Genomic DNA, 623 nt, shown 5'->3' on the forward strand with positions numbered 1-623 from the left:
GGTGCCCGCGCCGCTGACAGGGCCCGGTTGATCGTCTGCTGGGCCGTGGTCAGGTCCCGGTTCGGGAGCCGTCTGATTGGTGTGGTCACCCAGGGGCCGGCCCCGATGTAGGCACGGTCGGCGAGGACAGGAACACCCTGGCGTTCGCAGATCCGGATGATGCGGTGGGTGCGGGCCGCGGTCAGGTCATGGGTGCGGCCGGGCAGCGCGGGCGAAATCCACAGCAGGTCGCCCGCGGGATCGGCCACTACCTGCACGTTCACTCCGTGACGACGGTGCTTCTGGGAGAAGTCGGCCCGGCTGTCGCCGACGCGATCGCACTCGGCGAGGGCCCCGTCGAGCAGGACGTAGTCCGGATCGGCCTCGCGGAGGACCCGCAGCAGGCCGAGCGCCCGCCGGGACAAATGCTCGACGACTGCTTTGACGTAGGCGTGGGCGGTGCCGACGGATATGCCGAAGCCGGCAGCGATCTGCGCGAGCGTGTCGTGGCGGCGGAGGTAGACCAGGCCGACGAGCGCACGCTGGTGGGGCGGGAGCTTGCAGCGGCGGTCACTCTCACGGGTGACGGTGAGCATGGATACCCACTCGACCAGAGCGTGCGGCAGGTCGAGTGCGGCAGGATA

General features: G+C 70.1%; 1 protein-coding gene. It reads right to left on the reverse strand.

Translation table 11 applies throughout. The annotated features are described in order from the left end of the window. A partial coding sequence (locus OO54_RS40945; RefSeq protein WP_078905633.1) for a transposase family protein occupies window positions 1–623 on the reverse strand: 623 nt, incomplete at both ends.

Origin of the sequence: Streptomyces wedmorensis, assembly GCF_000716445.1 — a bacterium.
Taxonomy (GTDB): domain Bacteria; phylum Actinomycetota; class Actinomycetes; order Streptomycetales; family Streptomycetaceae; genus Streptomyces; species Streptomyces wedmorensis.